This window comes from Vibrio campbellii CAIM 519 = NBRC 15631 = ATCC 25920, from assembly GCF_002163755.1.
Classification (GTDB): Bacteria; Pseudomonadota; Gammaproteobacteria; order Enterobacterales; family Vibrionaceae; genus Vibrio; species Vibrio campbellii.
In genome coordinates, this window is sequence record NZ_CP015864.1 from 549,878 (window position 1) to 574,180 (window position 24,303).

The 24,303-nt window shown below is 43.4% G+C and carries 26 protein-coding genes and 1 pseudogene; 17 read left to right on the top strand and 10 right to left on the bottom strand.

Going from position 1 to position 24,303, the window contains the following annotated elements; genetic code table 11:
• Positions 1-146: 146 nt before the first annotated feature.
• The 4 genes from A8140_RS18260 (at position 147) to modC (ending at position 4,246) form a co-directional block, all read left to right on the top strand.
• Positions 147-1,598: a cobyric acid synthase gene (locus A8140_RS18260; RefSeq protein WP_033000569.1), complete on the top strand. Its 1,452-nt coding sequence runs from the start codon at positions 147-149 to the stop codon at positions 1,596-1,598.
• A gap of 90 nt (positions 1,599-1,688) precedes the next feature.
• The gene (gene modA / locus A8140_RS18265) at positions 1,689-2,441 is read left to right on the top strand and encodes a molybdate ABC transporter substrate-binding protein (RefSeq protein ID WP_005535389.1); all 753 of its coding nucleotides are present in this window, start codon (positions 1,689-1,691) and stop codon (positions 2,439-2,441) included.
• Between the two features lie 12 nt (positions 2,442-2,453).
• Positions 2,454-3,143: a molybdate ABC transporter permease subunit gene (modB, locus tag A8140_RS18270; RefSeq protein WP_005535387.1), complete on the top strand. Its 690-nt coding sequence runs from the start codon at positions 2,454-2,456 to the stop codon at positions 3,141-3,143.
• The gene (gene modC, locus A8140_RS18275) at positions 3,140-4,246 is read left to right on the top strand and encodes a molybdenum ABC transporter ATP-binding protein ModC (RefSeq protein WP_005535386.1); all 1,107 of its coding nucleotides are present in this window, start codon (positions 3,140-3,142) and stop codon (positions 4,244-4,246) included. Before modB ends, modC begins: the two co-directional genes overlap by 4 nt.
• Positions 4,247-4,313: 67 nt before the next feature.
• Here the strand turns inward: modC and A8140_RS18280 are convergent, their stop codons facing one another.
• The gene (locus tag A8140_RS18280; RefSeq protein ID WP_005427129.1) at positions 4,314-4,751 is read right to left on the bottom strand and encodes a DUF3069 domain-containing protein; all 438 of its coding nucleotides are present in this window, start codon (positions 4,749-4,751) and stop codon (positions 4,314-4,316) included.
• Positions 4,752-4,995: 244 nt separating this feature from the next.
• Between A8140_RS18280 and A8140_RS18285 the strand changes: the two genes are divergently transcribed.
• Positions 4,996-5,955: a diguanylate cyclase gene (locus A8140_RS18285; protein WP_005535383.1), complete on the top strand. Its 960-nt coding sequence runs from the start codon at positions 4,996-4,998 to the stop codon at positions 5,953-5,955.
• Positions 5,956-6,077: 122 nt separating this feature from the next.
• Here A8140_RS18285 and A8140_RS18290 read toward each other — a convergent pair whose 3' ends face one another.
• Positions 6,078-7,322: a GGDEF domain-containing protein gene (locus A8140_RS18290; protein ID WP_005535382.1), complete on the bottom strand. Its 1,245-nt coding sequence runs from the start codon at positions 7,320-7,322 to the stop codon at positions 6,078-6,080.
• Positions 7,323-7,577: 255 nt separating this feature from the next.
• Here A8140_RS18290 and A8140_RS18295 point away from each other — a divergent pair, with 255 nt between their 5' ends.
• From A8140_RS18295 to A8140_RS18335, 9 genes are all read left to right on the top strand, one after another.
• Entirely contained in the window at positions 7,578-7,946 is a 369-nt protein-coding gene (locus tag A8140_RS18295) for a late competence development ComFB family protein (RefSeq protein WP_005535381.1), read from the top strand.
• 64 nt (positions 7,947-8,010) lie between these two features.
• Positions 8,011-8,292: an HlyU family transcriptional regulator gene (locus A8140_RS18300; protein WP_005535380.1), complete on the top strand. Its 282-nt coding sequence runs from the start codon at positions 8,011-8,013 to the stop codon at positions 8,290-8,292.
• A gap of 434 nt (positions 8,293-8,726) precedes the next feature.
• Complete coding sequence (locus tag A8140_RS18305; protein ID WP_005535378.1) at positions 8,727-10,283, top strand: Re/Si-specific NAD(P)(+) transhydrogenase subunit alpha; 1,557 nt, start codon at positions 8,727-8,729, stop codon at positions 10,281-10,283.
• 12 nt (positions 10,284-10,295) lie between these two features.
• Positions 10,296-11,690: a Re/Si-specific NAD(P)(+) transhydrogenase subunit beta gene (gene pntB, locus A8140_RS18310; RefSeq protein ID WP_005535376.1), complete on the top strand. Its 1,395-nt coding sequence runs from the start codon at positions 10,296-10,298 to the stop codon at positions 11,688-11,690.
• Positions 11,691-11,877: 187 nt separating this feature from the next.
• Complete coding sequence (gene vxrA / locus A8140_RS18315; RefSeq protein WP_305799927.1) at positions 11,878-13,299, top strand: sensor histidine kinase VxrA; 1,422 nt, start codon at positions 11,878-11,880, stop codon at positions 13,297-13,299.
• A complete protein-coding gene (vxrB, locus tag A8140_RS18320; RefSeq protein ID WP_005427102.1) occupies positions 13,274-13,936 on the top strand; it encodes a response regulator transcription factor VxrB in 663 nt (220 codons plus the stop codon). Before vxrA ends, vxrB begins: the two co-directional genes overlap by 26 nt.
• An 8-nt stretch (positions 13,937-13,944) precedes the next feature.
• Entirely contained in the window at positions 13,945-14,826 is an 882-nt protein-coding gene (locus tag A8140_RS18325) for a DUF2861 family protein (RefSeq protein ID WP_005535372.1), read from the top strand.
• 59 nt (positions 14,827-14,885) lie between these two features.
• Positions 14,886-16,007, top strand: a complete 1,122-nt coding sequence (locus A8140_RS18330; protein ID WP_005535370.1) for a conjugal transfer protein TraF — start codon at positions 14,886-14,888, stop codon at positions 16,005-16,007.
• A 42-nt stretch (positions 16,008-16,049) separates the two neighbouring features.
• The gene (locus A8140_RS18335) at positions 16,050-16,205 is read left to right on the top strand and encodes a YoaH family protein (RefSeq protein ID WP_005427041.1); all 156 of its coding nucleotides are present in this window, start codon (positions 16,050-16,052) and stop codon (positions 16,203-16,205) included.
• A 1,190-nt stretch (positions 16,206-17,395) separates the two neighbouring features.
• On the opposite strand, the gene A8140_RS18340 is transcribed toward A8140_RS18335, so the two are convergent.
• Entirely contained in the window at positions 17,396-17,926 is a 531-nt protein-coding gene (locus A8140_RS18340) for a hypothetical protein (RefSeq protein ID WP_038862909.1), read from the bottom strand.
• A gap of 311 nt (positions 17,927-18,237) precedes the next feature.
• Positions 18,238-18,567, bottom strand: coding sequence for a helix-turn-helix domain-containing protein (locus A8140_RS26020; protein ID WP_005531383.1), 330 nt, complete (start codon positions 18,565-18,567; stop codon positions 18,238-18,240).
• Between the two features lie 273 nt (positions 18,568-18,840).
• On the opposite strand from A8140_RS26020, the gene A8140_RS18350 reads away from it, so the two are divergent.
• Complete coding sequence (locus A8140_RS18350; RefSeq protein WP_005531381.1) at positions 18,841-19,206, top strand: phage protein; 366 nt, start codon at positions 18,841-18,843, stop codon at positions 19,204-19,206.
• Between the two features lie 20 nt (positions 19,207-19,226).
• Here the strand turns inward: A8140_RS18350 and A8140_RS18355 are convergent, their stop codons facing one another.
• From A8140_RS18355 to A8140_RS18365, 3 genes are all read right to left on the bottom strand, one after another.
• The gene (locus A8140_RS18355) at positions 19,227-19,757 is read right to left on the bottom strand and encodes a hypothetical protein (protein WP_157722012.1); all 531 of its coding nucleotides are present in this window, start codon (positions 19,755-19,757) and stop codon (positions 19,227-19,229) included.
• Positions 19,732-20,775 carry a hypothetical protein gene (locus A8140_RS18360; RefSeq protein WP_005531376.1) on the bottom strand — a complete coding sequence of 348 codons (1,044 nt, stop codon included), beginning with the start codon at positions 20,773-20,775 and terminating at the stop codon, positions 19,732-19,734. The genes A8140_RS18355 and A8140_RS18360 overlap by 26 nt, the downstream gene beginning before the upstream one ends.
• A 129-nt stretch (positions 20,776-20,904) precedes the next feature.
• On the bottom strand, positions 20,905-21,279 hold the full coding sequence (locus A8140_RS18365) for a hypothetical protein (RefSeq protein WP_005531375.1): 375 nt from the start codon (positions 21,277-21,279) through the stop codon (positions 20,905-20,907).
• 207 nt (positions 21,280-21,486) lie between these two features.
• On the opposite strand from A8140_RS18365, the gene A8140_RS25450 reads away from it, so the two are divergent.
• A complete protein-coding gene (locus tag A8140_RS25450) occupies positions 21,487-21,855 on the top strand; it encodes a hypothetical protein (protein ID WP_005531372.1) in 369 nt (122 codons plus the stop codon).
• Between the two features lie 225 nt (positions 21,856-22,080).
• Here A8140_RS25450 and A8140_RS18375 read toward each other — a convergent pair whose 3' ends face one another.
• Positions 22,081-22,266 (bottom strand): antitoxin MazE-like protein, encoded by a 186-nt coding sequence (locus A8140_RS18375; protein ID WP_005531371.1) that lies wholly within the window; start codon positions 22,264-22,266, stop codon positions 22,081-22,083.
• A gap of 74 nt (positions 22,267-22,340) precedes the next feature.
• Here A8140_RS18375 and A8140_RS25700 point away from each other — a divergent pair.
• Positions 22,341-22,433: pseudogene (locus A8140_RS25700) on the top strand (regulator); the annotation flags it as partial.
• 33 nt (positions 22,434-22,466) lie between these two features.
• On the opposite strand, the gene A8140_RS18380 reads toward A8140_RS25700, so the two are convergent.
• Positions 22,467-23,177: a phospholipase D family protein gene (locus A8140_RS18380; RefSeq protein WP_005531369.1), complete on the bottom strand. Its 711-nt coding sequence runs from the start codon at positions 23,175-23,177 to the stop codon at positions 22,467-22,469.
• 136 nt (positions 23,178-23,313) lie between these two features.
• Complete coding sequence (locus A8140_RS18385) at positions 23,314-24,300, bottom strand: DUF262 domain-containing protein (protein WP_005531367.1); 987 nt, start codon at positions 24,298-24,300, stop codon at positions 23,314-23,316.
• Positions 24,301-24,303: the final 3 nt, after the last annotated feature.

The window sequence follows — 24,303 nt, forward strand, 5'->3', positions numbered from 1 at the left end:
AGGTGTTCGTTTTTGATGGTGCTATTAAAACAAACCTTATTTGAACCATTACTGATTCGAACATTCATATTCGATTCATTTTCTTGAGTCCTATGCTGAGATAACGTTATGATTGTTCACCTTCTTTTTTCTCGTATTAAACGTTCATGAAATCACCAATCCCATCATTAATGGTTCAAGGCACCACCTCAGATGCCGGAAAAAGCGTCCTTGTGGCAGGTTTATGCCGTGTCTTAGCCCGAAAAGGGATAAAGGTTGCCCCATTCAAGCCACAGAATATGGCCCTCAATAGCGCAGTAACCAAAGATGGCGGAGAGATTGGGCGTGCTCAAGCCGTTCAGGCCCAAGCTTGCAATGTTGAGCCTACGGTGCACATGAATCCTGTGCTGATTAAGCCTAACAGCGATACAGGTGCTCAGATCATCTTACAAGGCAAAGCATTGTCGAATATGGACGCTGTCGGGTTTCATGATTACAAGAGAGTGGCAATGGGAACGGTGCTGGATTCATTTGCAAAACTAACGGATGAATACGAATCCGTCATGATTGAAGGCGCTGGCAGCCCTGCAGAAATCAACTTAAGAGAGAATGATATCGCGAACATGGGGTTTGCTGAAGAAGCTGACGTACCCGTTATTATTATTGCGGATATCGACCGAGGAGGCGTATTTGCCCACTTGTACGGCACTTTGGCGTTATTATCCGAATCAGAAAAAGCACGCGTTAAAGGCTTCGTGATCAACCGTTTCCGTGGTGACATCGGTTTACTTGAATCTGGCCTTGATTGGTTAGAAGAAAAGACAGGCAAACCAGTGTTGGGGGTATTGCCGTTTCTGCACGGTTTAAACCTAGAGGCAGAAGACGCCATAACGGCAGAGCAAGAGCTGTCTTCAAAAGTGAAACTCAATGTTGTGGTACCCGTATTAACGCGCATTAGTAATCATACCGATTTTGATGTGTTGCGCCTAAACCCAGACATTAATCTTCGCTACGTTGGCAAAGGCGAAAAGATCGACAAAGCCGATCTGGTGATCCTACCGGGAACCAAATCAGTTCGTGATGACTTAGATTATTTGCGCAGCCAAGGCTGGGATAAAGACATTCAACGTCACATTCGTCTGGGCGGCAAAGTCATTGGCATTTGTGGTGGTTACCAGATGCTTGGCAAATTAATTGACGACCCTAATGGCGTCGAAGGCAGTCCAGGGAAGAGTGAAGGGCTTGGGTTGCTAGACATTACTACGACGCTAACCGACAGCAAACAACTGACCAACACACAAGCGCAGCTTTGCTTAAACGGTAAAACAGCGAATGTGAAAGGTTACGAAATCCATGTTGGACGAAGTGAAGTGCAGGGTGCGCAACCTTTGAGGTTAAGTTCTGGCGAAGCAGATGGTGCGATCAGTGAGTGTGGCCAAATTATGGGAACCTACCTACACGGTTTTTTCGATGAGGCCGATGTGTTGAGCCTCGTGTCTGAATGGGTAAACGGCACTCAAATCAAACAGCAAGATTTTGAACAGCTCAAAGAACAGGGCATTAATCGCATTGCAGATGCGATAGAACAACATATGAATCTTGACTTTCTGTTCAAATAAAACCAGTTTTTAACTGTTTGAAGCATAAATAAAAGTAGGCATTGTGCTCTACATTTTCTTTTTCTGCCTCTCTAGCACTGGAGTGTTTTTATGAAAGCATGGAAGATTCATGCTTGCCTAGTGGCAATATTGAGCGTTTCATCAACAGCAAACGCAACGACTGATATTAAAGTCTACGCGGCCTCGTCAATGACTAACGCGATTGATGATATCGCGCAAAAGTTTGAGCAACAGTATGACGTAAAAGTCACGCCGGTTTACGGAGGCTCCTCATCCATCGCTCGCCAAATTCTAAACGGCGCACCAGCTGATGTGTTTATCTCTGCAAACACTAAGTGGATGAACTATCTAGTAAAATCAAAAGCAGTAAAGAGTGACAATGTCACTAAATTAGTTCACAACAGTCTCGTTCTTATTGCACTACAAGCTTCAACGGTTACTTCTTTCAACTTTTCAGATGCCAATGCATGGAGTCAAGCATTAGCAGGTAATCGCCTTGCGCTTGGCAACCCGGTCTCGGTGCCTGCTGGTATGTATGCTCGTGAATCTCTTACCAACCTTGGCGTTTGGAAGCAGCTTGAGCGACAAGTGGCGCCAGCAAAAAATGTTCGTCTTGCATTAGCGTTAGTTGAACGCGGTGAGGCACCACTTGGCGTTGTCTACAAAACCGATGCACTCTTAACGAATAAAGTAAAAGTGGTCGGTGAGTTTGCCAATAACACCCACGCGGACATTGTTTATCCAGCGGCAATCGTAAAAGACTCAACGCAATCTAAGCAGTTTTTTGAATACTTGAAATCCGACGATGCCAAACAAGTATTTGTGCAATACGGATTTCAATAAAAAGGGCACAGAGTGACAGAACTTGAATACCAAGCCTTAATACTAAGCCTAAAAGTCGGCGCCTATGCCGTTGTTTGGTTAATACCACTCGGCATTGCTCTCGCTTGGTTACTTTCTCGAAAACAGTTTATCGGTAAATCCATTCTCGACAGTCTGATCCATTTACCTCTGGTATTGCCGCCAGTGGTGATTGGTTATCTATTGCTGATCTCATTAGGTCGACAGGGGTTTCTTGGCAGTTGGCTTTATGAACACTTTGGTTTGGTGTTCAGCTTCAACTGGAAGGGGGCGGTTATCGCTTGTATCGTTGTTGCGCTGCCTTTGATGGTGCGTTCCGTTCGCCTTAGCTTAGATAATGTTGATCCTAAACTAGAACACGCGGCTTCAACGTTAGGCGCATCACCTTTAAAGGTATTCCTTACCATCACGCTGCCTTTGACGATCCCAGGCATTATCACTGGCACTATGCTTTCTTTCGCTCGCAGCTTGGGCGAATTTGGAGCAACGATCAGCTTTGTTTCTAACATTCCCGGCGAGACCCAAACCATTCCTTTGGCGATGTACAACTTCATCGAAACGCCGGGAGCAGAGATGGAAGCCGCGCGCTTGTGCATCATTTCCATTGCTTTGGCTCTCTCGACATTAATGATGTCAGAGTGGTTAAATCGCAAGGCTTCAGCGCGTCTAGGAGCTAAACGATGAGCATAGAAATTCAATTTAAACAATCACTTGGTGAAACTGATTTTGATATCGCCTTATCGTTACCGGGTAACGGAATAAGTGCGTTGTTTGGCCGTTCTGGTGCCGGAAAGACCACACTAATCAACGTTATCAGCGGGTTGGTGACGCCAAAGCAAGGTAAAGTGTCGATTGGTGAACACCTTCTTTTCGATAGTGATGCCGGAATTAATTTACCGACACACAAGCGCAAGATTGGCTATGTATTCCAAGACTCTCGTTTGTTTCCGCATTACTCCGTGAAAGGCAACTTACTCTACGGCGTAGTCGAAAAAGATGATGATTATTTCGATAAAGTGACAGAGCTACTCGCTATTAAACCACTATTGAAGCGCTTCCCAATCTCTTTATCCGGTGGTGAGAAACAACGTGTCGCCATCGCTCGAGCCTTGCTCTCAAAACCTAACCTACTATTGATGGATGAACCATTGGCATCATTAGATATGCCACGTAAGCGCGAAGTGATGCCATTTTTGGAGGAGTTGTCTGAGCAGGTCAACATTCCAATCGTTTACGTTACTCATAGCTTGCAAGAGATCCTTCGCCTGGCACAGCACCTGTCGATTCTCGATAAAGGCAGAATCATGACGTCGGGTAAATTAGAAGAGGTGTGGGCTTCTCATGCCATGCGCCCTTGGCAGTCATTCTCAGACCACAGTAGCTTGTTTGAAGGAAAGATCGCGACTCATCACGAGAAATACGCGTTGACGTGTGTGAAGCTCGCACCAAATGCTTGTCTGTGGGTGCAAAAAGTCGATGGCGAGCCAGATACGCCAATCCGGCTTCAAGTGCGTGCAAACGATGTTTCTATCGCGTTAGAAAAACCGGTCTCTACGTCGATTCGTAACGTGCTACTAGCGACCGTTGCATCTATAGAAGAGCTGACTAAGGGCGACGACAAGCAAAGTATCACCGTTTCACTTAAGTTAGATGAAGAATGCCACTTATGGGCGACGATAACACCGTGGGCATTGGATGACTTGAACTTAAAAGTCGGTGATAAGGTTTATGCGCAAGTTAAAGGTGTGAGTGTCACACAACGCGATATTGCTTTGGGGCACCATTAAATTGACTAAACCGCAGATACGCAAAAGGCCGCAGGTGCGGCCTTTATTATTAAAGAGAGTGTCGGAATTACTTCACGAATACTTCTTTGAATTCACGCTTAAGAAGAGGATCACGACGTGCTTTCTTAAGTTGCTTAACCATGTCTTTCACGCAGTTGTGTAGAACATTGTCTAGCAGTTGAGCACGGTAGTCTTCTTTATCTTCATCTGTCATGTTTTCTGGCAGGTTTAGAGTCGGGAATTCTTCCATTACGTTTAGACCAGCGAAAGCTTGGCCTACAGATACTAGAGCGTGGAATTGCTCGAAGTTGTCCAGAATGTTTTGTGCACTTGCTGGCATTTCATTCCAAGATTCACGAACAGCTTCTTCAGACACTTCATGGATAGAGGTAACCATCTCAAACATTTGCTCAGGAACTTCGTCAAATTCGATAACTTTACGTAGTTCTGGAGAAATAGTTTCTAGATCGATTTTTTTGCTTTCGTTGTTAGTTGCTTCTGACATGGTGAGTCCTGTTAGTACATAAAAGCGCACATTATTTATAGTGCATGTTGTAACGAGATTCGAGTGGCTCTTGCTACAAAAGGCGGGAATATTAATACCAAATGCATCAAATAGCTACCATAAGAACTATTTGATTACGTGACCGTTCAACAAAAAAATATAGCACGAAATTTGTCGCATAATGCAACAACCGTGCGCGTATGATATATGTTTAGTAAAGACTGAGAAAAAAATGGAACGCGCTATGCAACCGACAGGGACCTCTATGCGCATTCTCCTGGTTGATGACGTACAACTAGACCGAATGCAGTTGGCTATACGATTAAAACAGCAAGGTCACATTGTAAAAGCCGTTGGCAACGGGATAGAAGCACTGAACACTTATGAAAGCTTCGACCCAGAGCTCGTACTGCTGGATATCGCGATGCCAGACATGAATGGTTTCGAAGTCTCACTTCATATCAGAGAAACCTTCCCAGATTGGATCCCAATCATCTTCTTGAGTAGTCACGAAGAGCCCGAAATGATCGCAAAAGCAATAGAAGCAGGTGGTGATGACTACTTGATCAAACCTGTCGACAAACTTGTTCTCAACTCTAAGCTCATGGCAATGCAGCGTATTGCGCATATGCGTCGTGAGCTCAAGCAAGCGACTGCCCAGTTAGAGGAAATGAACTCTTTATTGCAAGAACAAGCCAACGAAGATAGTTTGACCAAGCTCTATAACCGTCGCTATATAGACCAAAAGCTAGAAACCATGATTGCGTGGCATGGACGTCATCATATGCCAATGGCGTTGATTCTTTTGGATGTAGACTTCTTTAAGCCATTCAATGACAACTACGGCCATATAGAAGGGGATCGCTGCCTACAAGCCATCGCAAATCAACTTAAAGCAACCTTCTGTCGTTCTGGAGAATATGTCGGCCGTTATGGTGGTGAAGAATTTGTCATCCTTCTAAATAGTACCGACGCGCAAACCGCAGAAAGAGAAGCGGAGAGGATTCAAGAGGCATTATACTTCTTAGATTACCCACATGCATATTCAAGCGTAGCAAGTAGAGTGACAGTGTCACAAGGTGTATTTGCACTCCAACCAACGGGGAAAGATAAAGTCGCCGATTTGTACGCAACTGCAGACAGGGCGTTATATACGTCTAAATCCTTGGGGAGAAATACTTACACTGTAGTAAATGCTAGATAAATCATAAGGATAGAAAACACCAAAGCGTAGTGACATTGTCACTTATATTGGGGGTTTTCTTAGGTAAGGCTTGAGAAGTCTTAGAACCAAAAAACAAGCTTTAAAGAATTGGGAAGAAAGAATTACGCGTGGCAGTACTTCACACAGTTACGGCCCGCTTTTTTTGCTTTATATAGAGCATCATCTGCCAGCTTAATCACATCAGCAGGGTTACACGCGCTACGGCTATCCGCAACACCAAAACTGGCTGTTACAGATACCGTTTTCTGCTTCGATTCTGCGTTACCGCGTTTTTTGCGTCCTTGTTTATTGTCGTCAGGACGGTTGTCTTGGTCACGTAGAATCATGTCATACTGAGCAATAAGCTCACGAACTTCTTCTAAATGCGCTTCGCAATCTTCGGTGTATTTACCTTTAAACACGATGGTGAACTCTTCTCCACCAAATCGGTAAACCTTTGCGCCGCCTTGTGTCTTCATCAATCGAGAAGCGACCATTTTGAGCACATCATCGCCGGTATCGTGGCCATAGGTATCGTTGAACTTCTTAAAGTGGTCAACATCCAGCATCGCGATAGTAAACTTGCGTCCCATATGCTTAAGGTCGAGATCCAATGCGCGACGGCTAGGGATGAGCGTCAAACTGTCGGTGAAAGCCAGTTGGTGGCTGGCTGATGTCGAGTAGATGATGATCAGCAAACCCGTAAGGGTAAACATGGTGCTCGAAATGTATTGAACATCGAAGAAGATAAACGTCGCTGATGCCAATACCATGGCTGAGTATGTCATGGCATGAATGATCTTGTTTTTCTTTAAGACCAAAATGCCCAAAAAGCACACAATGCCAATGCAATACAGCACTAAAACCAATGGTAACTTTGAAACGGTTGGAACAATAAACAAGATGCCATTGGTCCACTCCTCAAACCCACCTTCTACATAGTAGGTCAAGGTTACGTAAGACCAAAACACAAACATACTCAACATAAGTACATAAGTGAGTGTCGCTTTGGAATCGAAGCCCTCTTTATTGAAGAGGAACACGGCCAAGAACGAAACGGGAAGGAGGCTTGCTAAAATAGTGAGCTCTAAAAGCGCCGTGCCAGTTTGTAGTGGCACCTGTAAACGATGTTGAATCACAAAGTAGGCGAGCAACATGGCAATACACACCATGGACTCTCGTCCTTGCTTGAACGAGTAACACATCAACAACGCACAACCGAGCAAAATATAGGGCAAGTTTGCAGCAATTCCCCAGTTAGATTGGGTCATCTGAATGATGTTATCCATACCCAAACTGACCATGACCAATAACAAGACTGGGAATAGGAAGCGGAAGCCTGGGGAGGTCATTAAAGATGATGCCATCTACTACAAATTACCTAAAAATAGTTAAATATATCTAGAGGGTTACATTAAGCATTCAATTAATACCGTGCGTAAACAGTATAATTTCAGACGCTTTCAAAACTAACAAGAATACGTGTATTTCCGAATTTTCCAAGTGTTTTACAGCGAACGCTGACAAAAAGAGAGAGGTTGATTAAATTAAGAGCAATCAACGAGTTGCAGAGCGAGTTCGACTGCTATAATTTCAAGGTGTTGAACAAAGGAGAAAAATCGATGCAGATCAGTTCAGACGTACACAATTACATGGAAACCTTGGTTGGACAGGTGCTCGCTTCAGACCAATACGTAGATCAATTCGACAACGAACAACTGGCGGATATCGCGTGTTTAGCTCTGTTCCAGCTTAAGCCTGTTTATATTCGTCATGATATCGATTTTCTGTCGGCACTCCCAGAACGCAAATTGGCGCAGTTCAAACAAAGTGTTGATGTCGCTGTTGAGAATGCAGCAACAATGATTCAAGAAGACAGACGCAAAAATCGTAACAATGATGTTCCTGTAATTTTGTCGCATACCAGTTATGATGAAGACAAAGAACTGGATTGGTTCGAAAAACCGATTCTCAACGTCAACATAAAGTAAATGATGTTCGCTACCGTATATAAGAATCAATATACAGAAGAGTGGGCGTCCCCAAGGAGGAACCGTGGGATTTTTTTCGCGCTTGTTTGGTGGCAGTGATAAAACTGCTGAAGTAAAAACCGTCGAACCTGTCGAGTACAAGGGCTACCTGATCTATCAAGAAAGCCTTTCAGAAGGCGGCCAGTACCGCATTGCTGGACGCATCGAAAAAGACTTCGACGGAGAAGTTAAATCACACCGTTTTATCCGATCGGATTTGATGGGGTCAGAGCAAGACGCCAACGAGTTGATGTTGAAAAAATCGCAGATGTTTATCGACCAAATGGGCGAAAAGATCTTCTATTAAGAAATCACAGCAACTTGATACGAATCATCTTAAAGAGAGCCATTAGTGTATATGCTGATGGCTCTCTTTCTTTTTTAGGCTTAAATATCTGTAAAACAAGCAATTAACACATGCCTGGTTAGACCTCTGCTGAGTAGCGCCAGTCGTAGTTATTTTTCAGTGCGAAGTAGGCAAATATTCATTACTTAGCGTTATATGTAATGAATTTTAGTATTTTTATTACAAAATACTTGAAGTCACGGTAGACGTTCGATAAAAACAGAAGAATAACAGGGCTGTTAGTCAAGATGTGGCTGTGCAAATGGGTGACCCCAAACACCATCATTCGTTTGTGTTTTCTTGCGTAGTAAACAGATAGAAATAAAAAAGAATTAGAGTAGAGCGACGCTCTGTTTTGGGACTAATTATTGATATGTATACAAGGAGTATGCGTTTTGCAAATCGGTGTACCTAAGGAAATACTCGCAGGTGAATCGCGAGTAGCTGCATCACCTAAATCGGTCGAGCAGTTAATTAAGTTGGGGTTCGATGTCGCAATCGAATCACAAGCGGGGGTGCTAGCCAGTTTCGATGATGCCGCTTATGAAGCAGCAGGGGCGAAAATTGTATCTAGTGAAGAAGTATGGACGTCAGGTTTAATCCTTAAAGTGAACGCGCCACTCGTAGATGAAGAAAAAGGCATCGACGAAATCGCATTACTGCAAGATGGCGCAACATTAGTGAGCTTTATCTGGCCAGCTCAAAATGCTGAGTTAATGGAACAACTCTCTAGCAAGAACATCAACGTTCTCGCAATGGACGCGGTTCCTCGTATCTCTCGTGCGCAAGCATTAGACGCACTCTCTTCTATGGCGAACATTGCCGGTTACCGTGCGGTGGTTGAAGCTGCCCATGAATTCGGTCGATTCTTCACCGGTCAAATTACCGCAGCAGGTAAAGTGCCGCCAGCGAAAGTACTGGTTGCAGGTGCAGGTGTTGCAGGTCTTGCTGCTATCGGCGCTGCTGGTAGCCTTGGCGCTATAGTTCGCTCTTTTGACGTTCGTCCTGAAGTAAAAGAGCAAGTTGAATCGATGGGCGCAGAGTTCCTAACCGTAGACTTCAAAGAAGATTCCGGTTCAGGTGACGGCTATGCGAAAGAAATGTCGGACGAATTCAACAAAAAAGCCGCTGAGCTATACGCTGAGCAAGCGAAAGACGTTGATATCATCGTCACAACGGCTCTGATTCCTGGTAAACCTGCGCCAACGCTTATCACCAAAGAAATGGTGGATAGCATGAAAGCGGGCAGCGTAATCGTCGACCTTGCTGCCGCAAACGGTGGTAACTGCGAATACACAGTAAAAGATCAAGTGATCACCACGGCGAACGGCGTGAAAATCGTTGGCTATACCGACATGGTAGGTCGCCTGCCTACGCAATCTTCTCAGCTCTACGCAACCAACCTTGTAAACCTTCTAAAACTGCTTTGCAAAGAGAAAGATGGCAACATCGATATCGACTTCGAAGACGTTGTACTTCGTGGCGTAACAGTAGTAAAAGAAGGCGAATTGACATGGCCTGCGCCACCAATTCAGGTGTCGGCACAGCCACAAGCTAAACAGCAAGAACCCGTTAAGCCTCAGCCTAAAGTTGAAGAGCCAACCTCACCAGTGAAGAAATTCGGTGCACTCGCTGTCGGTTTAGGTGCCTTTGCTTGGGTTGCTTCTGTTGCTCCGGCTGCGTTCTTATCTCACTTCACCGTATTCGTACTGGCGTGTGTGGTAGGTTACTACGTAGTTTGGAACGTAACACATGCACTGCATACTCCACTTATGTCTGTAACCAACGCGATTTCAGGCATCATCGTAGTAGGTGCACTGCTGCAAATTGGTCAGGGTAATGGCGTCGTTACCTTCCTATCATTCATTGCTGTACTCATTGCAAGCATAAACATCTTTGGTGGCTTTACCGTGACCAAACGTATGCTTGAAATGTTCCGCAAAGATAAATAATAGGAGTGACCAATGTCTGCAGGATTAGTACAAGCGGCGTACATTATTGCTGCGCTATTTTTCATCTTAAGTCTCGCGGGACTTTCTAAACAAGAATCGGCAAGAAAGGGCAACTACTACGGTATTGCGGGTATGGTGATTGCGCTTATTGCGACAATCTTTAGCCCGAATGCGGAAGGGTTTGTTTGGGTCATCATCGCGATGGTCATCGGTGGGAGCATCGGTATCCACTACGCGAAGAAAGTAGAAATGACTCAAATGCCAGAACTGGTTGCGATCCTACACAGCTTTGTAGGTATGGCTGCAGTTTTGGTAGGTTACAACAGCTACCTTGAGCCACCAGCACCAGTTTCAACTGATCTTGCTGGTATTCACGCTGAGCACGTGATTCACCTAGTGGAAGTCTTCCTTGGCGTGTTCATCGGTGCGGTAACCTTTACGGGTTCAGTCGTTGCTTTCGGTAAGCTACGCGGCACGATCTCATCTTCGCCACTTAACTTGCCTCACAAGCACAAAATGAACCTTGCGGCGATCGTTGTTTCTACGCTTCTTATGATTTACTTCATAAAAGCGGACGGCAGCATGTTCGCACTGATCGTAATGACGCTGATTGCATTCGCATTCGGTTACCACTTAGTGGCGTCTATCGGTGGTGCAGATATGCCAGTTGTGGTTTCAATGCTGAACTCATACTCAGGTTGGGCAGCGGCGGCGGCAGGTTTCATGCTTGCAAACGACCTATTGATTGTGACAGGTGCACTAGTTGGTTCTTCGGGTGCGATCCTTTCTTACATCATGTGTAAAGCGATGAACCGCTCGTTCATCAGCGTTATCGCTGGCGGCTTCGGTCAAGAAGTTGTGATTTCAAGTGATGAAGAGCAGGGCGAACACCGCGAAACGTCAGCTGAAGAAGTGGCAGAAATGCTGAAGAACTCAAAATCAGTGATCATCACACCGGGATACGGCATGGCAGTAGCTCAAGCGCAATACCCTGTGCATGAGATTACTGAGAAGCTACGCGCGCAAGGTATTGAAGTTCGCTTCGGTATTCACCCAGTAGCGGGCCGTCTGCCTGGTCACATGAACGTTCTACTGGCAGAAGCAAAAGTCCCTTACGATATCGTGCTAGAAATGGATGAGATCAACGATGATTTCCCAGAGACAGATACGGTTCTGGTTATCGGCGCGAACGATACAGTGAACCCAGCAGCGCTTGAAGATCCAAACAGCCCAATCGCAGGCATGCCTGTATTAGAAGTTTGGAACGCGCAAAACGTAGTCGTATTCAAGCGTTCAATGAATACCGGTTACGCTGGCGTACAAAACCCACTGTTCTTTAAAGAAAACACTTCAATGCTATTCGGTGATGCGAAAGAAAGCGTCGAGGCAATTTTCAAAGCATTGTAAAATATTTGCTCTAAAACTAACCAAGGCCAGCATTCGCTGGCCTTTTTTTGTGGGGCTTCAATGTTATAGTACTGCAAATCCTTGAGCAGCCCAATGTCATTCGCTTGTTTATTGATGTATAGTTCTGGCTAATATAACAAGTAACGGTAACAAGTTGATTAAACAGTTTTTGCTCCGTTCTGCTTTAATGCTGTCAATTTTCTCGGCACCCGCATTTGCAGATTCATTACCAGAACGAATAGATACGTTTACAGAGCTATTTAATTACGAAGTAGCCCTTAAATCGTATGATATACGCATACTGCAATCTAACTACCCAACCAAATTGCTCTCGCCGGACTCAATGTTGCCGCAAACGGCAGACTATCCGCTGAAAGATATTCAGCAGTTGTACCGTTTAGCCAACACGTGTCGCGGAAAATTACCGTTAAGCCCTTTAATTACTGAACCTTTAGTCTTTACGCGTGCCATATGTAAGGGGACGCAACTGACACCGCGTTGGTTCTCGCGCAGCGGCTTGATCCACCCCGGGGGGGGAACCTATGCAGCGCGTTATGTAGAAAAGTATCCAGATCTTCGTCTTAAACTTGCTCAATACATGCATATTAAAGAGCGAACTAACGATGAAGGTGACGAACTACTCGCAAGCCTACAGAATATGGATGACGATGCGATCAACGCACTCATCGCCGGCGCGAGCATGTTTATTGAGGGTAAAGAGTTGTGGTTACGCCGTGGCGATCATTATTTTGTATTCGCCGAAAACGTATGGCAAGAAAACGTTGCAAACGCAGGCCTGTCTTACGAATTAGCATCAGAAAGCCGAAGCTGTTTCGTAAAACGCGGCAATATCTGCTGGGGTGTAGAAGATCACTCACAAGTGTTACGGATCAGCATGATCGTCCTTGTGATTGCCAACATCTTGCTGGTAATAGGCTGGGCAGTGTATCGTTGGAACAGCAAGCGTGAAGAAATGCGCAGCCGGATGCTGGTACTGCAGATTCTAACGCACGAACTAAGAACGCCAATTGCATCGTTGTCTTTAACCGTTGAGGGATTTCGTCGCGAGTTTGAACATTTACCTGAAAGTGTTTACGACGAATTTCGCCGATTGTGTGAAGATACGCGCCGATTACGCCAGTTAGCGGAGGCAAGTAAAGATTATTTGCAATCTGATAACCAAATGCTTGCAACAGACTGGGTTCCATCGGTTGCAGAATGGCTAGAATATAAGATTGAAGAAGAATTTGATAACGCTGTACTATTCAAAATAAATGAAGATGTAGCTGCTAAAGTTAACGTGTACTGGCTTGGGACCTGTATCGACAACTTGCTACGAAACGCACTGAAGTATGGTGAAGCACCGGTAGAACTACGTGTAGAAACCCGTGCGGATAAGATCATTATCCAAGTCATAGATGCCGGCAGCTTGACTGCAAAAGATTGGGCAAACCTAAGAAAACCGTTCGTAAGTAAGAGCGGATTAGGGCTTGGATTAACAATAGTTGAATCAATGGTAGGCCGCATGGGCGGAAAAATGTCCCTAATGGGACCACCTACAACCTTTATATTGGAGATACCTTGTGAAACAGACACTGCTTCTCGTTGAGGACGATAAAAACTTGGCTGACGGCCTGTTAGTAAGCCTGGAACAAGCAGGATATGAGTGTTTACATGTGGAGCGTATTTCAGACGTTGAGCCACAATGGAAAAAGGCTGACTTAGTCATTCTGGACCGCCAACTACCAGATGGCGATTCAGTACAATCTCTTCCTGAATGGAAAAAAATTAAAGATGTTCCAGTAATCCTGCTTACTGCACTTGTTACTGTTAAAGATAAAGTTGCTGGCCTAGATTCTGGCGCGAACGACTACTTAACAAAACCTTTCGCTGAAGCCGAGCTATTTGCTCGTATTCGTGCACAACTTCGTGCACCAGATGCAGCAGAACAGGGCAACGCTGACAAAGTGATGACCAAAGACTTAGAAATCGACCGCGCGACACGCGAAGTTGTATTCAAAGGCGAAATGATCACACTGACTCGAACTGAGTTTGACCTGTTGTTGTTCTTGGCATCAAACCTTGGGCGCGTGTTTACACGGGATGAACTACTAGACCACGTTTGGGGTTACAACCACTTCCCGACAACTCGTACCGTAGACACACACGTACTGCAGCTTCGTCAGAAACTGCCAGGTCTTGAAATCGAAACACTTCGTGGCGTTGGCTACAAGATGAAAGCGTAATCACAAGAATGAAAACACTACTTCCTGTAGTTTTCTCATTACTGTTAGTGAGACCAGTCCATGCAGCGGACTGGTTTCAGTCCAATGTGCCTTTAACTCAAGCACACCAACATCTGCTAGAGGATGACCTTGGTGGCATGTTCAACTCCCTTGTTGAACTTTGGCAAAGCGAACCCAACAAAGAAACCATACCGCATCTCAATGACTTGCTCGCTCAATCATTATCAAAAGACTGTGGTAAGTCTCTCACTGGCGTTACGCTTCCAGATTGGATCAGCGGAATTAACGTTATCCGTCAAACCATTCAAAGCCCAGGGCGAGATACCTACCGACTTGTGGTTAAGCTGCGCGCGACAACCGATATCGAAAACGTCTTATTTCGTCGTTGGGTTGATAGCTCAATCTCTTCCGATAGCTCCTTCAATTATGAAGAGCCGCAAGAGGAAACGGAGCTGGCTAACGAACGCAACTTTATTAAACGTTATAACTTAACCGGTAATTTAGACGCGGGGTTGTACCATCTCTCTATCACCACAAAAGACAAGCGCACTTATCGCACTTGGGTGATTTTAGGGGATTCAAGCTCATCGCAATACGTTCGTTGGACATCAAAAGAGAATTGGAAAGTAGAAAAGAGTGCGCTTCGTAATCCGCACTGTCCTTTACCGCAATTGGAAGTAAGTTTATACGACTACATCGGGGGGCAATACGATAAAGTGTGGAAAAAGACCTACGAATCGAACTACCCAAATGCACTTGAACTCGATGGTGTTCCCAACGATCGCTACGTTTTGGCTGTAAGCATTAACAGTCGCCGTTGGCAAGGAGACATTATTGTTGAGCAAGCTCAAACTATTAGCCGAACTTATGATGTTTCCCTCGAAGAATAGCTAAAGATATTACACTTGTGCCGATATAAGTTCAGGAAGAACGAAAACACAAATGTAGTATGAAGACACAATACAAAATTTTAGCCACCACTATGACTGCAGCGCTATTCTCAGGCGCTGCTTCTGCTGCCACTTACGCAATTGAAGCGCGCAGTGATGCAATGGGTGGCGTGGGCACCGTATCTGCCTCTTACCTAACCGCACCATTCTTTAACCCAGCGCTTACCGCCATTTACCGACGTAACGACGACGCAGGTATGATTGTGCCAAGCTTTGGTATCAACTATAACGACCAAAACGGTTTAATCGATGAGATTGAGCGAATAGGCAAACTCACGGACCCAACCGAGATCGTGAACTCATTAAATGCCATTGATGGCCAGAAAATGGACTTCGATTTAGGCGGTGTGGTTGCAGTTGGTATCCCAAACAAGTTCTTATCTGCAACAGCATACGGCAAACTGTATACTGAATCTTTCGTTGAGCCGACCATCGATACAGTGAGCGGCGATCCGTTAAATGACAGTTACGTGCGCGGTGTCTCCATTGGCGTAGCGGAAGCGGGTATTTCACTGGCGAAGTACACCAACTTCATGAACCAGCACCTGTCATTTGGTATCACACCAAAACTTCAACGCATCTACACCTATTCATACGCGACCAGCTTTGCCGCATTTGACACTAAAAACCTGCGTGAAAATGAAACCGCAGAAACCATGTTCAACTTAGATGCCGGCGCACTTTGGTTCTTTGGACCATATCGCGTGGGTATCTCTGCCAAGAACTTGATTGGCCGCGACGTGAAAACCAAATCGTTCACATACATCGGCGACACGATCCAATCCTATGAGTACAGCATGCGACCAGTTTACACCGTTGGTGCGGGTTACGTAGCCGATTACTTTAGCTTTAGTGTTGATTACGATTTAAACGAAGAGAAGAAGTTCACTACATTTGATGACAACACACAAATGCTACGCGCCGGTTTTGAGATTGACGTACTTCGCCAGCTTGCACTTCGTGGCGGTTATATGACAAACCTGGCTCGTTCAGATGACGAGGGGACGATCACTGCCGGTCTTGGCTTATCGCCACTTAACTTAATTGAAATAGACATTGCTGCCCGATACACCAACGCGGATGCAATGGGCGCTTCAATTAATTTCCTTGCGACCTATTAAGCGAATCGTTATAGTCAGCTCCTCACATTGAGGAGCTTTTTTATGTTTGACGATTTACCACCTCTGTCCCATCAAGAACAGCAACAAGCTGTAGAACGTATTCAAGAACTAATGCAAAAGGGCACAAGTACCGCAGAAGCGATTAAGATCGTTGCAGAGCAAATTCGAGCAGAATACGCCGCAAAGAAACAAGACTAAGAAATTACAAAGAGCAGGGCACAGACCCTGCTTTTTTACGCCCGTTGTATATCCCTCGAAAACAAACAACTCACCACCTTTCCGCCAGTTTCATCTGACAAAACATTTAGTTACCGCGTCACACTCATGAAATCAAAGTAGAGTGGAAAACACTGCCATAATACACTGGTAAAATTTTACTAATTACAATTAACTGTCTCTTTCTCCAAACAGCCGAAAACCCTGCAAAAAAAATCCACCACAAGCATCAACTTGTTTAAATACAGTGGCTTATATCAATATAAATAACTGGTGTATACTTGCTTTTCATTGGAGGTTGTAATTAAATTACAAAGCTTAATTAAGAGGAATTTCCGAGTAGTGGAATATCCTGTAAAAATCTAAAAGAGACACCGTCACTTTGATTGATGATAATTTAACTCAGTTTTATAGGGTCTTTTAAAGGCAGTAAGTACTTGCGGACTAAATTCCATCGGATCAGAAATACTCGAGGAAAACAGAAAATCTAAAAGCCTAAATCGTAAGAATTGAGATTGGTTGGACGTCCAGTTAGAGCCGTTATGTGAGAGAAAATGATCACTGGGCTACATAGCGAACCATAGCACTTTAGAGAGCAGTTTTACTTTCGTGTTACATCGTAACTTTTAGTCTAATAAAAAGGGAGAAGACCAGACGCTCGTGCCTTTGATAACGGATACAGAGAGCAAACATTGGTAACGAACATTAATTACTGCTTGGAGGGTCGCTTCCTTTCTTTACTTGATTTCGCTTCAAGACGGAAACCCTCAAAACAGAAACCGGAGTGGCGGGATCCAAAAGGAAACAGAAGCGTGTTCTGCTGGGTTAGTTATGTAGAGTGTGTCTAAACATTGTGTAATGTGGAACTTCAAAACGTTTAAACCTTTCGAGTGAGTTCAGAACCGTACTAATGATTATTTACACAGCATAATCTGAACCGATACCTTGGGCATGTCTATTGACCTAGACGGGCTTCGAAAATGTTAATACTTACGTTTCCATGATCAGTGAGAAGGTTACTAAAAAGCCGAACCCTTGGTGATGGGGTTCGGCTTTTTGTTCTTAATGGTATGTTGATCCGCTTCTTTTCCAACCGTAACAACGACGAAATAGCGTGTCGATGAAAGGCTTACCGTGTTAGTTGGAATACAAGGCCAAACTAATCTTTAGTATCAATCCATACGGGCATTCATAGGGTAGCTTCTTGAGTTACCGTATTGGATGTCTTTATAGTTGCCTTTCATTGAACCATTGGAAACAGACAGATAGTTGATCGTCACAGCTGGGTTTCCACTATATCCGTTAATATTGATTTCTATTTTTCCATCTTTTTTAGTTGCGACACCAACACCGGATTTAAATACATTGCCATTATGCTCGTAGGTCATTTGTACTCGGATATCGGTAGTTGGGTAAGCTTGATCTAAGAACTGAAGCTTCCAATTATCAGATAGACTCCACCTGGTGTTCGTTAGCATGTTGATCGAGCTTGGGTTCGCGAAGTTTCTGGCGATTCTCATGGTGCCATATTGATCAAGAAAAATGATCTCGTCTCTGCCATCTCCATCTGTGTCACCCAAAGCAAACTGAGACACTTGATGACCACTTAAGATCGTTTCTACAGAGAAATCGCTTTCAGCCACTGCATTGCAAGATAGGAAAAGTAGGGGTAGGCATAATGCTTTTGATTTTGTAATTAGCACAACATATTGACTCTTATTATGAATTTGCGAGCAATATATATTCTCTGAGGTAATTGAGTGCAATGGTTAATTTTATAAAATCACGATAATCTATCGAGGATCCCATAAACGACCAGATTAAACTTTAGTTCTCATTTTAAATAGAACTATCGTTTGGCTTAATAAACCGTCAGAGTGAGCATGTAATCAAAGGCCGATTCGGTTTCGCTGAACCTTGAGTTCATCAGACGATCAGCCGTATCATCGATGAAGACCAGTAAACAACATTTGCCAGCGCATCCTTCAAACCAATCATGGTGAGAGCTATCAATTTAAACGAGCTCGCCTAAAAAATCACGTCGGTAGCGAGGTTGGTAAATTCGGGGCTTGCGTTTAGAGTGTGGGACCCAAAGTCCGTCGGCGATCATCCATCGACGTAGAGTCTCTTTAGATACAGCGATGTTGTGTTGCTCTGAGAGTTTTTCTAGAGCGAGCGTTGGTGAGAAATCAGAATAATACTTGTGAATGATCTTTAGTATTTCAACTTTAAAATCTTCAGAGTAACGTCGGTTACTTGGGCGACCGCGAGCTGCGTGCGCGAGACTTTGAGCTCCTAAAGTGGAAAGTCGATTGAGTAAACGCCGGACATGACGAACAGACACATATAGAATAACTGCAGCATCAACTTGACGTAATCGCTTTCACGGGCGTCAGACAGAACCTTAAATCGGTAAATATCTTTTTCACTCATCGTAATCAACATCGGTTAAAGCCTCAAAAGCAATGTTGTTAATCTTAGGAGGACATTTTAAAGTGGCTAAAACCGGACATTACTAAATTGCCCTAACAGATTCAGTGCGCATTATGGGCCCTTATGCTTAATGCAGTTGCATATCACTTATTTATAAAATGTCCCGCTTTTGAGGGACAGTTCAATGAAGTATCACGAAATGACAAAAAACTATATTTTTCGTGAATTTGAATGTGGTTTAAGCGTTGAGGAAGCAGCTGAACTTTGTTTAAAAAGTGTGAGGACGGTCAAACAGTGGGATAAGGGAAAAGCCATTCCGCCAGAGTGTAGACGGCTAATGCGTATGAACAAGGGCAGGGAACTGAGCATCTGCGATGAGTGGGAAAACTTCGTAATGAGGCATGATCGCCTAGAGCTTCCAACTGGCCAGCGGGTGACGGCTCAGCAAGTATTGATTGGCGTAGCATTGTTAGAGTTAGGTGCTTCAAATGATATGGCAGTTGCTCACCAAATCCTGAAGTATGCGAGAGTGTTAAAGAATATGGTATAAAAAAAGGCTCCGATTGGAGCCTATTCTTTTCTATGTTGATTTCGTTGCAGACGGGCTCTAGTTTCCTGATTTATGTCCGATAACTGAATCAAAAACTCGGCTCCTTGGAAGATGACAATACAGAGTGTATAAATTATCCCGTAAGCACCCGTACATATTGCAGAAAAACTAACCTTTTTAATATAGCCAATCCAGTCAGAGCTTAGCGCCAAGTTCGGTAAAATATAGAATGATAATGAAAACAACACGCTTCCAATCAAAATCATGGATGAGATTGTGATCGGATAAATCAGACCGCGACCGCGCTTCATGTGAGAAGACGCTTCTTGGACAGTGCTAGCACTCTCTATCCCGACTTGAAGTTCAATTTTCATCAAGCTCAACCAAGCTCCCATAACACCGAAGACAATTGCTGAGACCGTAATGAGCATATTTACAAAATCTTTTTGGCTAGATCCTTTAACATTATCACCGTAACCAAAACCAGTGGCTATAACGAAAATTAGACACGCTACGTTGGCGTATCTAAGCAACGTCTTGTTGTTCTCCACTTTGTACACTTGAACCAACTCCCGCGCTTTGTATTAATTTCATAAGTGATTCTAGGTCAGGTTGGTCTACTTCATGGAAGTCAACACGACCCTCTAATTCGATTGTTTTGGCTGCTCCAGACATCCAATGGATTTTACTACTTTCACCCTTCATTACGAATCCAACATTGTACTCATCAGAGCCTTCGTTAGCCTCGTATGACTCAAACATGCTTTCAACATGTACTTGTGTAAGGTTAACAGGCATTGTAACACGGCTTGACTTTCTCTTTGTCATTGGCAGCCCTCTAAAAGCTCTAACGAGATGCTCAATGTGCGTCTGGTCCTCATCATAAACAAGCTCTTCAGTAGATAAGTCTTTTACCACTTTGGTTATGTTGTGTGCATTTTCAATAAAATGTCTCTTTTCTACACTTTCAATATCCAAAGCAAACATGACCAGAGGTTGTGCACCTTTATCAGGAAACCTATTATCTTCTATCATTCCGATTTTTGAAGTTTTACATAGTCCACGTATGCGAGTCTCTCCATCAACACGGTCAACATAGTGAGACGAAAAGTGTCTTAGATAACCCCTCATGTAATAGCGAAATGCCAAAATGCCGCTCTGTTTCAGATCCATTTTGATAGGGGCGATTAAGTTACGCTTCGGTGAGATAAAAAAGTAAGTTGGGAAGCCGGGAATGCTATCTTCGTCTATTTTAGTGTGGCTTACCTTCGCATTTTCTGGTGTTGTGTTTTTCTTTACAGAGCCAACACCCTTTGTTGAAGCTTGCACTTTGTTCCAAAGCCCAAGTATGTAGTCACCATCTCGCTCAATAAAATCTAGACAATATGCCTCTAGAGTTTGGCTATTAGGCATGAAAGTTTGAGTCTCTACTAAAGGTTTTTTCGAGTCAAAGGCCCATCCTTTCAACTCTTTCATTAAGCTCTTTGGTGTGAGATAAGGTTCGTGTTCGTTGCTATAAATACCTAGCTTATCTAAGCGATAACAAGTTAGCTCAATCTTTTTTATCATAATTAATCTCTATGTTTGTTTTTGCGGTATTTTAATTAATATGATACTTGTTTTGCAATGGTGAGAGCTAATAAGCCTTATGTTTTTTATGGGCTTACTCCCCAATACAGCCGAATTGAGGTTTTATTGTCAGCGTGTCTTGCGAATGAAGTGAACATTGTTAGTGTAACGTTCTGGTTGTTTTGGTGAGTATTCATTGACTCTAGGTTTACCGTTGAACAGAACAACATAAAACTCGCCACATTTCCTGATACCAATCAGATAGTGATTCTTTGGTATCTTTATCCAGTTCTTACCATCATCGAAACTGTACTCAGTGAAACCAACCAACTTAACTCGTTGGAAGGAACCACACTCAAAAGCGTTAATCATACCTCCAAATTTACTGTGCCTATGTTCACCATCACGAAGTAAAGCGGGGACGTCAATCCGCTTCCCGTATATGTCTAAACCGTCAGAGTCGAGTAGGTAGCCAACGTGGCTCTTTACGTATCTAATCAGCATAAAATCACCAATACTGTATGTATATACATATATTAGCAAAGGTGGCTCTAATACATAAACCCAAACCTCCGATATTGATAAAAAAGTTGAAAAGAGAAGCTTGTGATCTATTCATCAGGTTACTCATGTGCAATTGATCTTAAATGTGATTTTAATGAGAATTCGCGCTAACAAAATCACAAACATCCCAAGGAGGAAAACTAGAAGATGAAATATACCCCTCTAATAATTGCCCTTGCTACTGTCTCAGGCCTTGCACACGGTCAGACATCTGCTTTTCACGACTACACCTCAAGTGAGCCTGCGAACCGTACAAATCACCAGACAAGGAATAACAACGAAGTGGTGGTCTCACTACCTAACAACTATGATGTATCTGACATACTAAAAGTCGAGATCAACGATTACAGTTATCTAAGTGTCCACTATTTGAATAAGACTACAGGAAGAAAGGATAATGTGTGGTGTGCTAGATATACGGATTCTGGGCTAAAAAAAACGGAAAATGCCTTCAAACCTGTAACAAGACCTCTATGTGAAGCAGGTATCGCTGCATTCGAGAGAACAAAAAACTGAGTTGGATAAAAGTGGACAAAGCGATTTGAGCCGCGAAATGTTCAGTAAGTAAGTTGTTAAAGTAGGAGATATTGCGATGTGTATCGAGAATAGGTCACTCCCACATGTAGCAAAGCGTTAAAAGCATTATATTTCCAACGTCGATTGACCTCGACAGTTAAACAGGCCGAACCTTATTAGCGATGGGGTTCGGTTTTTTTACGCCTGTCACCAGTGACATACCTTTTAATGCATAGAAACCATACGACCCGTATTCAAGTCTTTTAACACACCGACGGTTAGGTTTTCGTGTTCACACATTTCAGATGCAGCTTGTTTTAGATCTGATTCTCTATCAGCAGGAACCCAGATAGTTACCTTCTTAAATCCTTGTGATTTCATCTTTTCTTCGTATTTCTTGTTTCTACTCATTGAACGTTCTCCAAAATCATAAGTATTTGATCATACAAGATCGTTCAGTGCAAGATTCACTCTCGTTAAAAACAGGTGCAGCATTGTTAGAGTTAAGCGCTTCAAATGATATGGCAATTGCTCAACAAATACTGAAGTATGCGAGAGTGTTGAAGAATATGGTGTAATAAAAAAGGCTCCGAGTGGAGCCTTCTTTGAATCTATACGACCTCGAGTGACTCAGGCCAAATGAAGTAGGGGCCGAAACGCTTACTGTATTTGAACTCGCCACCAAGCGACTTACCCTCATCTGTTAACGAATGCTTGCCATCACTAAAAGATAGGTAACCCTTGGTCACACACAGTTTAAGGAAATCGTCCGTTTTGAGTTTGTGCTTTTGCGCTAACTTAGAAGAGGTGATCTTCGTTTGTTCTTGAACGTTAGAAGCTGGCTCACTACTTTCGGAAGGGGCTGATTCAGCTTGCACCTTCTCTAAAGATATTCTCACCTCATCACTTATACGGATGATGCGTTGTGCTTCTTCGTAAGAGTCTTTGTAAATCTCTGCATCTTCATCACGGCCAATAAAGATACCCATTTCATTGTTGTTTACCTGACTAAACTCATACAGGTTCAAGCTTGTAATAATGCAAGAGCTCTCGTTCATGTAGCACTTGGCGTGAAGGTTCTTACAAAAGCTAGTGCGAACAAAAGAGAGTCCTTTGAGCCAGTTAATCTCATCGGGCTGCAATTCGCTCTTACCATAGACAATTCTGATGTCGATTTTTAAGCGGTCTTTGTCCTCTAAAAGCTCTCGAATACGATCATTAAGTTTGAGGAAAGGACTGATAAGAATCAGTCTCTCTGAAGCGTTTTTGATAAGTTCTTCGAGATAGTAGTTTGTAGCACTTGTATTTAAAAACTTAGCCATTTCATATCCTTGACATATAAAACCTAGCGCATATAGGCTACTTCTAAGGGCATATGGGATCAAGTAGCTGAAATGAAAAACGCGTGGTCAAATGCCACGCGTTGCGAATCACTCTTAAACAGTTTGTTAGAAGGTTCTAACCGAATACGAAATTTCTAAAGATTTCTGACCTAGTGACGCGAGACTTCCTATTATTTGTTCCAGCGTACATATACCCGTAATAAACGCCAAAATCATTGTCTTTAGTATTGCGGTTAGCCATTACGTGTCCCTCTAACTCTAGTAACTTAGACTTAAAGTCCGTTGGAATACTTTCGGCGAGACAGATCTCAACTACTAAAGTGAAAAAGTTTGATTTCCTAAACCAGATTGAATCTAGCTCAAGTTCCAATGTTTTGACTACACTGATAGCCTCTAGAATAAGAGACTTCGTTTTATGGGCGTTAATATATTCTTCATTGAACTCCGCAACGCACTTCTCTAGTTCATTATCCCTATGATAGTAACCGCCTCGCTCTATAGTCGACATTACTTGTAAAAAGAAATGTACATCAGCCATTCTCGTAAATTCGGAATCATGGAATACACCAAACTCGCCAAGTTCGATCTCACTTGAGAGTTCCTTAGCAACTTGAATAAACTTACCGTCATAGATAGCATTCTGAATCTCAATATCTTCAAGCTTGAATTTCGTTAGATTGATACGTCTGAAAATTTCTCTAACTAACGATTCTTCAACTTTACCAATATCTCGTACGACAACCTGATACTCCAAGAAGTTAATTCTCTCCTCTTCGGTTAGGTCTTCAAACCTTTTAACTAAGCTCAAAGGCTTTTCAAACGTATCATCGATATAGTTGCGAATAGTGGTCAAGCGCTGCTGTCCATCAATCACTTTTTGAGAAGTTCTTAACTTCTTAGTGTCGATTTTCCCTTGGCAAACATATATTTCAGGAAATGGGTAACCGTTAATAATGGTGTCTAGAAACTGCTCTTGGTGCTCTTGAGTCCATACAAACTTACGTTGGAAGTCTGGAGATATATCTAACTTGTTATCTTCGATTTTCTCATACAAGTCTGCAATGGTCGGGTTTGTAACTGAAGGTTTAATTTGATGTCCCATGAT

Bases quoted from the DNA above. Each gene is read 5' to 3' on its own strand.
- A8140_RS18335 (WP_005427041.1), top strand. From the start codon at position 16,050: ATGTTTGACGATTTACCACCTCTGTCCCATCAAGAACAGCAACAAGCT.
- A8140_RS18365 (WP_005531375.1), bottom strand. From the start codon at position 21,279: ATGCTGATTAGATACGTAAAGAGCCACGTTGGCTACCTACTCGACTCT.
- A8140_RS18295 (WP_005535381.1), top strand. From the start codon at position 7,578: ATGCAGATCAGTTCAGACGTACACAATTACATGGAAACCTTGGTTGGA.
- modC (WP_005535386.1), top strand. From the start codon at position 3,140: ATGAGCATAGAAATTCAATTTAAACAATCACTTGGTGAAACTGATTTT.
- A8140_RS18260 (WP_033000569.1), top strand. From the start codon at position 147: ATGAAATCACCAATCCCATCATTAATGGTTCAAGGCACCACCTCAGAT.
- A8140_RS25450 (WP_005531372.1), top strand. From the start codon at position 21,487: ATGAAATATACCCCTCTAATAATTGCCCTTGCTACTGTCTCAGGCCTT.
- pntB (WP_005535376.1), top strand. From the start codon at position 10,296: ATGTCTGCAGGATTAGTACAAGCGGCGTACATTATTGCTGCGCTATTT.
- A8140_RS18280 (WP_005427129.1), bottom strand. From the start codon at position 4,751: ATGTCAGAAGCAACTAACAACGAAAGCAAAAAAATCGATCTAGAAACT.
- modA (WP_005535389.1), top strand. From the start codon at position 1,689: ATGAAAGCATGGAAGATTCATGCTTGCCTAGTGGCAATATTGAGCGTT.
- A8140_RS18285 (WP_005535383.1), top strand. From the start codon at position 4,996: ATGCAACCGACAGGGACCTCTATGCGCATTCTCCTGGTTGATGACGTA.
- A8140_RS18325 (WP_005535372.1), top strand. From the start codon at position 13,945: ATGAAAACACTACTTCCTGTAGTTTTCTCATTACTGTTAGTGAGACCA.
- A8140_RS18330 (WP_005535370.1), top strand. From the start codon at position 14,886: ATGAAGACACAATACAAAATTTTAGCCACCACTATGACTGCAGCGCTA.
- A8140_RS18290 (WP_005535382.1), bottom strand. From the start codon at position 7,322: ATGGCATCATCTTTAATGACCTCCCCAGGCTTCCGCTTCCTATTCCCA.
- A8140_RS18375 (WP_005531371.1), bottom strand. From the start codon at position 22,266: ATGAGTAGAAACAAGAAATACGAAGAAAAGATGAAATCACAAGGATTT.
- A8140_RS18360 (WP_005531376.1), bottom strand. From the start codon at position 20,775: ATGATAAAAAAGATTGAGCTAACTTGTTATCGCTTAGATAAGCTAGGT.
- A8140_RS18350 (WP_005531381.1), top strand. From the start codon at position 18,841: ATGAAGTATCACGAAATGACAAAAAACTATATTTTTCGTGAATTTGAA.
- vxrA (WP_305799927.1), top strand. From the start codon at position 11,878: ATGCTGTCAATTTTCTCGGCACCCGCATTTGCAGATTCATTACCAGAA.
- A8140_RS18380 (WP_005531369.1), bottom strand. From the start codon at position 23,177: ATGGCTAAGTTTTTAAATACAAGTGCTACAAACTACTATCTCGAAGAA.
- A8140_RS18385 (WP_005531367.1), bottom strand. From the start codon at position 24,300: ATGGGACATCAAATTAAACCTTCAGTTACAAACCCGACCATTGCAGAC.